The sequence below is a fragment of the Brachyspira suanatina genome, assembly GCF_001049755.1.
In the GTDB taxonomy this organism is placed as follows: Bacteria; Spirochaetota; Brachyspiria; order Brachyspirales; family Brachyspiraceae; genus Brachyspira; species Brachyspira suanatina.
The window spans coordinates 804,952-817,297 of the sequence record NZ_CVLB01000001.1 but is presented as its reverse complement, the minus strand read 5'-3'; the positions used below and the strand labels follow the sequence as shown (position 1 = coordinate 817,297).

8 protein-coding genes are annotated in these 12,346 nt (G+C 26.6%); 5 read left to right on the top strand and 3 right to left on the bottom strand.

What is annotated here, in order from left to right; genetic code table 11:
- The first annotated feature begins 84 nt into the window (after positions 1-84).
- The 3 genes from BRSU_RS03650 (at position 85) to csrA (ending at position 2,133) form a co-directional block, all read left to right on the top strand.
- On the top strand, positions 85-1,338 hold the full coding sequence (locus tag BRSU_RS03650) for a flagellar hook-associated protein 3 (RefSeq protein WP_048593839.1): 1,254 nt from the start codon (positions 85-87) through the stop codon (positions 1,336-1,338).
- Positions 1,339-1,408: 70 nt separating this feature from the next.
- Positions 1,409-1,885 (top strand): flagellar assembly protein FliW, encoded by a 477-nt coding sequence (fliW, locus tag BRSU_RS03645; RefSeq protein WP_048593838.1) that lies wholly within the window; start codon positions 1,409-1,411, stop codon positions 1,883-1,885.
- Between the two features lie 2 nt (positions 1,886-1,887).
- A complete protein-coding gene (csrA, locus tag BRSU_RS03640; RefSeq protein WP_008724655.1) occupies positions 1,888-2,133 on the top strand; it encodes a carbon storage regulator CsrA in 246 nt (81 codons plus the stop codon).
- A 94-nt stretch (positions 2,134-2,227) separates the two neighbouring features.
- Here csrA and BRSU_RS03635 read toward each other — a convergent pair whose 3' ends face one another.
- A complete protein-coding gene (locus BRSU_RS03635; protein ID WP_048593837.1) occupies positions 2,228-3,136 on the bottom strand; it encodes a hypothetical protein in 909 nt (302 codons plus the stop codon).
- Positions 3,137-3,341: 205 nt separating this feature from the next.
- On the opposite strand from BRSU_RS03635, the gene BRSU_RS03630 reads away from it, so the two are divergent.
- Entirely contained in the window at positions 3,342-4,424 is a 1,083-nt protein-coding gene (locus BRSU_RS03630; protein ID WP_048593836.1) for a hypothetical protein, read from the top strand.
- 1,371 nt (positions 4,425-5,795) lie between these two features.
- Entirely contained in the window at positions 5,796-9,263 is a 3,468-nt protein-coding gene (locus tag BRSU_RS03625) for a DUF4132 domain-containing protein (protein WP_048595129.1), read from the top strand.
- Between the two features lie 605 nt (positions 9,264-9,868).
- On the opposite strand, the gene BRSU_RS03620 is transcribed toward BRSU_RS03625, so the two are convergent.
- Positions 9,869-10,288, bottom strand: coding sequence for a PaaI family thioesterase (locus tag BRSU_RS03620; RefSeq protein WP_048593835.1), 420 nt, complete (start codon positions 10,286-10,288; stop codon positions 9,869-9,871).
- Between the two features lie 607 nt (positions 10,289-10,895).
- Entirely contained in the window at positions 10,896-12,284 is a 1,389-nt protein-coding gene (locus BRSU_RS03615; RefSeq protein ID WP_048593834.1) for a sodium-dependent transporter, read from the bottom strand.
- Positions 12,285-12,346 lie beyond the last annotated feature (62 nt).

Sequence of the window (12,346 nt, the reverse complement as noted above, 5' to 3'; positions counted from 1 at the left end):
AAAAAAATAGTAAAAGAATTTTAGATTATTACGAAAATGGAAACGATATAATAATTATTTCTATATTAAAACAGGAGATAAAAAATGAGAGTTACTGAACAAGCCCAATTTAATAGAACAGTTAGTACAATAAAAAGAAACTATAATGAGATGGAAGCTTCTCAAACTAGATTATCTACTGGTCAAAGGGTGCAGTACCCTCACCAGAATGTTACTTCAACTATTAATTCTATATATTATAGAACTAGAATGTCTTCAGTAGACAGATATCAAAGCAATATAGTTGATGGAAAAGAAAAATTGAGCGTAGCACATGATTCTATGTCAGCTATCACTCAGGCTTTGAATAGAGCAAGAGATTTAGCAGTTCAAGGTGCAAATAGTACTTACGGAGCAGATGACAGAGCAAAAATGGCTATGGAAGTGGAAGAAATGATAGAGAGAATATACGACATATCAAAAACTCAGAGCAAAGGCGAGTATATATTCTCAGGAACAAGCATTAAAACAGCACCTTTCAGAGCACTTTATGGACATGATGAAAAAGCAGGACGTTCTATAGTAAAATCTGTTATATATGAAGGTGATGGAAATGCTCAGAACAGAGAAATAGAAAACGGACAAGTTATTAATGTAGCAACTCCAGGTAATTATGCTTTCTGGGGAACTGATATGGAAATAATATCTACAACTGATGCATCAACTTATATTGCTGCTGAAGACCAGGATATTATGATAGATGATATGGTTGTAAATATTAAACAAGGCGATAATATTGAAGCTATAGTTCAAAGAATAAATGATGCTAATGGAAATGTAAGTGCCAGTATAGGTGATTTAAGAGGCGGAGAAAAAGTTATACAATTAAAAACAGGCTCTCCTCATAAAATACTTTTACAAGATTTAGCCGGTGGTACAGTTTTACAAGATATAGGTTTAGTAAGAGCTGGAGCTGCTAATAATCCTGAAAACAACTATGAACCTAGTGCTTTAGTTACAGGAAAAAGCGTATTTGAAACTCTTATTTATTTAAGAGATGCTATGCTTAATGATGATGTAAGAGCTATAGGAAGCGAAGCTTTAGGTTATATAGATAGTTCTTTGGATAATGTTGCTACTGTTCAGGCTAATGCATCTTCTAAAGTTACAAGACTTGATATGGGTTATGCTAGTTTTGAAGATCAGAAATTGGCTATTGAAGAAGCTTTGGCTAAAAATGAAAATATAGACTATGCTGAAGAAATTGTTAATTTCAATATGTGGCAATATGCTCATAATGCTTCATTACAAACAGCAGGAAGATTATTAGGCAGAACTCTTATGGATTATTTAAGATAATAAAATTAAGATAAGAAATAAAATGCTGACAATATAAAATATTATTAATTGTATAAAAGGAAATAATTATATGCCGGAAATAGAATCTAGGATACTAGGAAAAATAGAAGTTTCAGATGATTCATTATACCACTTAAATGGTACTATATTAGCATTTGAGGCCTATGATGAATTTTATCTCCTCAATATGGACGAGGAAGGAACTTTTAAAATACTTCAATCTAAAGATGATAAAAATGTATGCTTTATACTTATAGATCCATTTTTGATATTTAAAAATTATGAACCTGATGTACATGATGATGATATAAAATATTTAGGTATAGAGAATAATGAAGATTTATACCTGCTTACTATTGTCAGCATTCCTAATAGTGATTTTAAATCTATGAGTGCTAATCTAGTGGCGCCTGTAGTTTTTAATATCAAAAATCACAAAGCTAAACAATGTACCGTTTCAGGTGATAAATATACAACCAGACATTCAATTCTTTTAGAAGATAATGATTCTTCAGAAAATGGTAATACAGAAGAAAGGAGTTCATAACAATGCTTGTACTTTCTAGGAAAATTAATCAAAGCATAGTAATAGGAGATAATATAGAAATAATGCTCGTAGATATACGAGGCGATCAAATAAAACTAGGTATTAATGCTCCTAAAAATGTAAAAATATTCAGAAAAGAAGTTTATGAAGAAATAGAAAGCCAAAACTTAGAGGCATCAAAAGAAGCTACTGCTGATAAATTGAATATTTTAAGTAATTTTGTTAAAAATAAATTTGGTAAAAAATAATAATTAAATATAATCTTATTTTTTTCTTAAAACTATTCTAAAATCTAATATTAATTATATTTATGTTTTGAAATCAGAATAAATAATATTATAATCAGCTAGTAAATGGATTAATTAAACTGCCATTTTTTATTAAATTAATAGGCGTCAAAATTATATATGATATAAGAAAATTGAATAATGATATTATGGCTGAAAATATTAACAGCATATTATATGTTTCTAAAATTCTATTAAAAAACTGATTTATAAAAATAGGAATATCCAATTTAAAAAATACTTTCATTATTATAAATAAAGTATTTAATATCAATGATAAAGCAAATATAACTATAATACCTTTTGAAGCATGTGAAATATCAGCAGGACTTAACTCCATATGAGAAGCTATTGCTATTGAGAAATACAAAAATATCCAAAAAGTAATATTTTTAAAAGAAGAATATTCTATAACATTCTTTATTATATTCACAAAAATATTATAAGTGTATACAAATATATTTGATATTGTATAGTAGAATATTGAAAGTATATCTGAATTAAATACTTGTTTATATTTAATGACAGGTATTTCAAATACATTATTTTTTAATTCAGGAGCTAATAATATAAATAGTAAATAAACTATCAAAGTTCCAATAATAATCGGCCCTACCCCTATAAAAAAATTACCCATTTGCTGATACCAGCTTCTTGAATCATAACTATGAAGCACATATCCTATAGTATCAGATTTTGTATTAAATAACTTTATATCATTAATTTTATGTCTGAATAATAAGCAGAATAAAGCATGTGAAAGTTCATGTATAGGAGTACCAATCCAGCCTGTGATATAAACTTCTGTCTTAGAACCTAAAGTTTTAGCAAATATTCTTCTAGTGACAGAAGAAAGAACATATAAAATAAATCCGAATATTATAATACTTCCAAATGATCTAAATAAATCTATTATAGTTTTAGATAGTATAATAACTATAAAATAAAAAAAATCTTTTATCATTTTTAATTCCGTATGTAAAATTATCGGAAGAAAATACCTTTTAATTTACTTTTAAGATAATAGAAAAAATATGTAGAAAATATGCACTTGAAATAATAGTGTTTCTGCTATAAACTATTAGAGCAATTAAATTATACAAAATACTATTACATTATTAAATAACATCTGTTTTGTAATATAATTATTAATAATAAGTGGAGAAAAAATGAAAAAAATAATATTCCTGATGCTCTTAATATTAAATTCTTTTGCTTTTGCTATAGATGATATCTTAGATAAAGATAATATGCATAATTTAATAGAAGGAGTAACTTCAACAAGATTTGGATCTGACAGAGTAAGTACAATATACGATTTTGCTCCGCTTATGAATCATAATACGCCTTTAAAATTGGGTGTATCAATATTAGATTTATCACATATAGTAGATAATAAAACAAATGCTGCTGGAGAAAGAAAGTTAGCATTTTTACCTAAAGGATTTGTAGGACTAAGCTATGGTATATTCGGATTTGGATATCAATTTAATTTATATAATGATCTTAGTGAAAAAAATATGCCTATTGCTCATAGCCATTCATTTTCTTTTGGTCTAGCTATGGAGAAATATAGATTTACTTTACCTTTTTCATTTTATATTGCTGATCAGAATCATTATGGCGGAAAATTAGCATTTAGTACCACACCTAAATTTTCTTTTATGTTTAGAGGCGGATTATTAGATGAATTTACTATGTCGCTTCATTATGGAATACAGCTTTCAACTGTTATAAATGATGTTGGCGGAACTTCTATAGCACCTATGGTAATAGGAGGTTCTTTATATGGAAGTGTAATGCTTACAAGATTTGATAATTATCCGGTACAAATAAGTCTTCCTATAAAATTAGCTTTCTATTATGGTATCGGGTCAAGATTTGCTACTATAGATGCCGGATATGCAGAAGATGCTTTGATTAATTATTTATATGATGATGAAGGCGGAAGATCTACTGACAGTATGTATTTCTATATATTATTACCAGCTAAATTTGAGGCAAAATTAGGGGCAATATATACATACATAATGCCTAGACTTATGTTTGAAGGTCAGTTATATAAAGTAGATGGAGAATACAATTTGCATTATGGTGTGGAAGGAGAACTTCAAGTTACTTTAATAGAAAATCTAACATTTGGTTTGACGGGATATGCCGAAGGTCAGGGAATAATGAGAAAAAGTGCCAACTTTGAAATAAATAATGCATTCGGCGGCGGATTAGATATTTGGGGAATTTGGAGATACTAATAGTTATAATTAAAAATAAATAAAAGCAATGCAAAAATAAAATGCATTGCTTTTTTTAATATATCATATAAAAAATATATGTAATTTTTATTAATTATTCTTTTCAATATAAATCTGATAAATACTAAAATAGCTAAAAACAAATATATCATAAACTTCATATTTTATAATTTACTTTAAATCTAAATAAAAAAATTTCTTGAATTTATTACACAATTTATTATATTATTAATAGATGCTTGTGATAATTAATTACAAGATACAACTTGTTCATCACATAAAAATTTAAATTTATTTATGATGAAAAAGGAGGTCTATTATGACTAAATTATTCAACATATTAAATAAAGAATGTAACTTTTTAAATGATGAAGATTATAGGCTATTAATAAGCGAATATTATGAAATAATGAGGAAATATATAGAAGAATGATATTATTTGTTTCTCCTTAAGCCTATGCGATAAATGCATAGGCTTTTTTATTATTCTTGTTTATCTATATAAAATTATTTATTAAAACCAATATAAAAAACTTCTTGCCTTTATATATTAATTTCTTATATTATTAGTACAAATCGTGATAATGAACTACAATATAAACTTAATATATCACATAAAAAATTAAGGTTTATTTATGAATGAAAGAAGGAGATTTACATGAGCAGATTATTAAACAGTTTGAATAATGATTGTATTTTATTAGATGATGAAGAATATAATTTATTAATCAACGAATATAACGACATAATAGAAAATGTAGAAGAATAAGCTTTATTTTTTCCCATAAGCCTATGCATTTATTGCATAGGTTTTTTTATTATAATTTTATTTTTTGTATTTTTTTACGCACGGTTAGTCAATTCTATTTTATAATTAATATTTGATTTTTTATTATTCTTTATTTCTTGTTTTATTTTTTCGTGCGGTAAATAAACTAATAACTTTAAAAACATTTTGGGTGGGCATGCTTTTTTAATTGAGGCAGTAAAGAAGTAAAGTCTAAAATGTAAAATGTAATAATAAAGCAAGAGGGTGGGCAGATGTAATTAAACTTTAAAGTATTATTTACATTCCCCGCCCTTAATTCTTTGTTGCTTTGTTCTGTAATTATAATTTAAATTGTTTTGATACTTTATTAGAAATTAAGGCACCCGCCCAAGTTATTTTTAAATTTAAAATCTATTTAACGCACAGTAAATGCATTATCAATTTATGATATAAATTGTATAATAATATAATTATATTTATGATTTATACTGCGTGCGATGGGGGTTATGTTAGGTAAATAGAACTTAAAGAAGTTGACAATAAATAAAAAAATATATATACTATACATTAATATAGATTAAAAAATGATAAGAGGTGAATTTATGAACTTAGAAGAAAAACTTGCAATATATTATCAAGGCTCTGCTATAGAAGATGATATGGCAAAATGTGAAGCTACAAATGATTTCAGTAAAATAAGAAGGAATTCTTATGATTATTTCCATTATAAAGAGGAATTTTTGAAAGATTACTTTTCTATAGAAGATGAAAAATTAAAAAAAAGATATGAACATTTCATGAAGATACTTATTTATGGAAAAGATAAGGAAGGAGAAGGCGGAACTAGATATGTTATTTTTGATTATATAGTCAATAGAGATTTTGAAAAGTCACTCAGATATCTTGTTTATGGATATGAGAAAAGATATAAAGAACAGGCAAGAACTTTAAATGGTGAAACTTTAATATATACAGTTTTTGAAGATTTTAATAAATACTTCAGTAAAGAGTTTCAAGAATACACAGATAAATATATTGATATTATTAATAACAATGATAATAAAAAAATATTAAAAAAAATGGATAGAGATGCTGTAATACCATTGATTGCAATATGTTCTGTTATAAAAAATAATAAAGAATGTGATGAGAAATATATAAATGCAGCTATAAAATCATTCGATGTTCTTCCTAATCTTTATGACACTTTAAATGTAATTGCTGCTATCTTAGATAAAAATGAGGCTATAAAAAATAAATTTATAGAAGTGCTTAATAAAAATGAAGAATATATCATTGACATTAATATTATACTTGGATACCATTTAAGATCATTAGATTATAACAATCCTTATAAAGCTAGAGAGAAATTCTTTAATGCAATAAATTATCCAAATGATTTTGCATTTATAGCACAGCATTTTGAGGACTATTTTCATTATGCCTTCATTTATGGTGCAAGAGATTTATATTTGAATCATAAAGAAGATTTTTATAAAATTTATAATTTTGTAGAAAATAGTTTAAATAGTGATAGGTATAATAATAATAGAAATAATGATAGAAATAAAAGAATATTTATAGTTCTTAGCGGTGTTTTACTAGAACATAATGATAATAATTTAGATACAAATAATTTAAAAAAATCTATAACTGTATTAGAAACTATAGTTAATAAATTTACAAAAGATAACTCTAATAGATATAATCCAAGACCTACTTTTACTACTACAGAAAAAATAGAAGAAATATTTGATAAAGATAAAAATAAACTATTTGATACGCTTATAGATTATTATACAGACAAAAAAAATACATACAATCTATACAGCACATACAGATGGGGAAATACTCTCCCTGAATATTGTCTTAGTACAGAACTTTATTATTTATTCTCTTTATTTAATTATGATATCCCTGAAATAAAAAACTATAAAAAGTTTGCTCTTGATATTTTTAAATATTTACCAATTCAGCTTGGAATAAGAAAATATATAGAAGTGCAGGCATCTATAGGAAGTAAAACTTTAAAAGAAGTTATTGATAGTTTATTAAATAATAAAGAATTGAATATTACATTAAAAGAAATTTTATTATCATACTATTTTGATTATGCAGGAGATCTTTCAAATTATTATTATGACTATGGAGGAAAATCTCTTCCTACATTATATAAAGAACTTAGATGCGTAGATGAAAATAATAATGTTATTATAAATAGCGTAAAAGATGAATTATTAAAAAGCTATTTTGATGAAGTGGTAAATATATTAAATGATGATAAGTTTATAAAAGATAATATAGCAAGCAATAAAAATACAGCCTTAGATATATTAAGAACATTGTATAATAAATGTCATTATAATGATTATCATTTAGTTTATACGATTCTTGAAAATACAAAGAGAGCCGAAGTAAAAAGGCATTGTATTAAAGTTATTTCTGATAATGAAGCTATTACAAGACCTTATGTCGAAAAGATGTCAGAGAAAGCAAGATCATCAGAACTTAAAGGAGCATTAAAAAATATTATTAAGAATTGGAACTTAAAAAAATACGGCGACTATTTCAAAAGTATCGACGAGGCTTTGGAGTTTATTGACACTTACTACAATACAAACTATGAAAAAAATATAAAGTTCCTAGATGATGTTCATTTGACAAAAGTTTTATACAATAATGGAACATTGGCTGATGAGAGAATATTTAAATATATTATTATGGAATATATGAATTTAGTAGAGCCTGCAAGATTAAAAGACTGCGATATGCTTGCTGAAATGCTTGATACTACTTCATTTACTAATGCTTTGGAAATGTTATATATCCATTGGAAAGATTCTAATTATGAAGCAACAAAAAAGAATATTTTAATACCTTATTTAATATATTCTGATGATTTGAAAATAGATAAAGTTTATCCTCTTATAAAAGAATTTGCTAAAGGTTCACGTACTGTTATGGCAGCATTTATTGTAAAATGTATGGCATTAAACGGAAAGAACTATGCATTAATATTAGTAGACGGTCTAACAAGAAAATCACCTACAGCAAAAATAAAAGAAGTGGCAATAGAAACTATGGAGAATGCTGCTTATATGCTTGATATGACAGCTGATGAACTTTCAGACAGAATAATACCTAATTTTGGATTTAGTCAAAAAGGTGAAAGAGTTCTAAATTACGGAGGAGAAGCAAGAAGAACATTCACATTATCAATAGACAATAATCTTGAACTCACTATAACAGATAATGAAAAACAAAAAGTAATAAAATCACTTCCTGCACCAAACAGCAAAGACGACAAAGCAGAAGCAGACAGTGCTAAGAAAGAATGTACTACACTCAAGAAAGAAATAAAAACTTTGATACAGAATCAGAAAATAAGACTTCAAAAAGTTTTATTAAATGGCAGAAAATGGACTTACAATAATTTCAAAACAGTATTTGTTGAGAACCCAATAATGAACATATTTGCTTTGAAGCTTATTTGGGGTGCTTATGATGAGAACAACAATTTAATACAGAGTTTCAGATACATGGAAGACGGTACTTTCAATACAGTTGATGAAGAAGAGTACACTTTACCTGAGAACAGTTTAATAACTTTAGTTCACCCTTCAGAATTAGATGCTGACACTATAGAGAAATGGAAAACTCAATTATCAGATTATGAGATATCACAGCCTATAGAACAGCTTAATTTCAAATATGAAGAGATTAAAGAAGAAGACATAAAAGAAGATAAGATTCATTCTCTTGATTCTAAAACAATAAAGGCTGGTGTATTAATGTCATTAGCTACTAAGTACGATATGGCTAGAGGCGAAGCTATGGACGGAGGAACTTTCTGCGAGTACATATTAAAAGATACTTATCTCAACATAGCAGTTCATCTCTCATTCGACTATATGTACTTTGGAATGGATGCTAATGAAGATATTAATTTTGGTGATATTGAGTTCTGTGAAATTACTGACGGCATTGAAACTTTGATTAATCCTTTAAAAGTTAATAAGAGATTTGCTTCTTCAATTTATAGCATAGTAAAAAGTGTTTTTGGAGATTAATATTTTATCATAACGCACGGTAAATAGATTTTAAACTTAAAGTAGTTAATAATACAATTTGTATTGTTAACTACTTTTTTATTTAACGTGCGGTTTATTCGCTAAAAATTTAAATGACATTAGGGTGGGGCTTTTAAATTCTGTTTAAGCAAATAAGAAAGAATAAATTAAAATTAAAAATGAAGTTAATAAAGAATAATGGGTGGGATTGTAATAAAAGTTTTAAAATCTAATTACATATGCCCGCCCTTTAGGCTTTCAATATTTCTCTCTCATTTTTGTATTATTTTTCTTTTTTACTTCTACTGTTATTTTAGCTGCCCACCCAAGATTTTTTTAAATTTAGAATGCATACAACGCACGTTAAATTAAAAATAGGAATATAAGTCGATTAATAATACAATTTTTATTATATTAAAAAATATGTTTACCGTGCGGTATAAAAATTTTAAATCTAATTAAAACTAGGGCGGGTGCTTTTAAATTATTTTTAAGCAAATAAGAAAGAAAAATTAAAATTGCAAATGAAACTAATAAAGGATAATGGGCGGGGAACGAAAATAAATTTCAAAATCTTTTTAACTATCCCTACCCTATTTATACAATTATTCTGAAGGCTCTATCACAAACATAGTAGCTATCATCTTAGCAAGCATATTATCTTCTTCATCCCTTACAGTAGTTTCTACTATAATTAATCTTTTACCAGCACTTAGAACCTCACCTGTAGCTATTACCTTCTTAGAAACAACCGGCTTCAAGAAATGTATTTTCAATTCAGAAGTTACTGTTTTATATCCCTCTTTAAGCATAGTAGCGGCAGCATGTCCTCCCGCAGTATCTGCAATAGCTGAAACCATACCCCCATGCATATAGCCTAAATATTGAGAAAACTCCTTTTTATTTTCACATGATATAACAGCTTTACCTTTATCTATATGCTCAAGCTTCATCCCAACAAAAGATAAAAAATTCTGAGACTCAAATCTCTTTTTTATTCTTTCATAAACTTCTTTTTCCAACATATTAATAACTCCTCTAAATAAATTTCATAATAATTTCAAACAATCATATATTTTATAAAGTAATTGATTCAATAAACATTCATTTATATATAGCATGAAATACAATTATGATTTGTTTAATATATTATTATCATTATTTACATTTAAAGTCAAATTCTATATATAATATAATTTAAAACATTTACAAATTATAAAAATTAATTATAGTCAATTATAATATACATAAACAACTATATTTTGTCAAAAATAATTTTTTTTAAATTTGAAATATTTGCATGGCTTTACTGCGAAGAACACAGACGTACCACACACAACTTCTTTTGTTGCCACAGGCGAAGCCCACCTACTGCAAGAAGCTATATCATTAACAGGCTAGGATACGCTTCGCAAAGAGCTATATTTTAGCTTAAATTAATAATTTATATTATATGTAATACTATTTTAATATGATTTAATACTAACTTTATAGTTGAACTTTTTAGTTCTTTTTGCAGCGGGAAAAAGAACAATATAAAATTTACAAGGTTAAAAATTTTTTAGTATATAATAATTTTTTATAAAAAAGCCAAGTATTTTTATACTTGGCTATGAAATCTAATTTAATATTTTATAGAAAAAATTTATATATATAATTAATAATAAATATAGCAAATAATATTAGAGGAAGAAAATAAGTTACATATATTCTTGAGAATTTAGGAAATTTTATTCCAGCCCCAGAATCTACTTCCTTAATAAAATTATCCCATCCCCAACCATATTTAGATACGCAAAATATTATTATATATATTCCTCCAAGCTCAACTAAATTATAGCTTATTATAAAATCAAATAAATCTAAGAAACTAGTATTTTTTCCCATAGGCTGTATGAATGATAATACATTAAAACCCAAAGCAGTAGGAAGAGAACATATAAATACAACTATTCCCACTAATATGGCAGCTTTATTTCTAGGCATCTTAAATTCAGACATAGTAAAAGCTATTAAATTTTCAAAAACAGTAACAACAGTAGTTAATGCCGCCATAGATAAAAATAAGAAGAACAATGTTCCCCATACTCTAGGCATAGGCATAGAATTAAATATATTAGGCAATGTTACAAATGCTAAACCAGCACCCTCTCCAGGATTAACTCCAAAAGCAAAACAAGCAGGAAATATAACAAGCCCAGCAAGAAAAGCTATCGAAGTATCTAATATTACTATTATTATAGATTCATTAGTCAAAGATCTCTCCTTTCCTATATAGCTTCCAAATATAGTCATACTTCCTACACCAATTCCCAATGTAAAAAACGCTTGTCCTAAAGCTGCATATATTACTTCAAAAACATTATCTATTCCACCATCAAACATCTTAGATAAATCTGGAAGCAAATAGAATTTTATTCCTTCTACAGCACCGTCTAAAGTAATAGATCTCATTATTAATATTATAACTATAACAAACAATGAAGACATCATAATTTTAGATGCTCTTTCAACACCTTTCTGAAGACCTTTAAAACATATTAATGTTCCAAAAAATACAGCTATAAATAAACTCAAAAGCATTATAGCAGGATTAGAAAGCATTTTTCCAAAGAAATCAGCTATTCCATCAGGGGTAAGTCCTAAAGTAGCGCCTGTAGCCATATAATAAGCATAAGTAATAGTCCATCCTGTAACACTTGTATAAAACATCATTAATATTAAACAGCCAAACATTTGCACATAACCAATTAAATGCCATTTACTACCTTCTTTTTCTATCACCTTATATGAACCTGCTATATCTTTTTGTCCGGCTCTTCCTATACTAAATTCCATTATAAGTATTGGGAGCCCTACAAGAGCCAAACATATTAAATATATAATAACAAAAAGAGCTCCGCCATATTTTCCGGTTATATAAGGAAAACGCCATATATTTCCGAGACCTATAGCACATCCGGCTGATACAAGAATAAAACCAATCCTGCTAGATAATCTCTCTCTTTTATCATTTTTCATATAAAACCACTCCATAAAGTTTATTAATTATAATATTATACAAAATTTATAAATTACTTCAA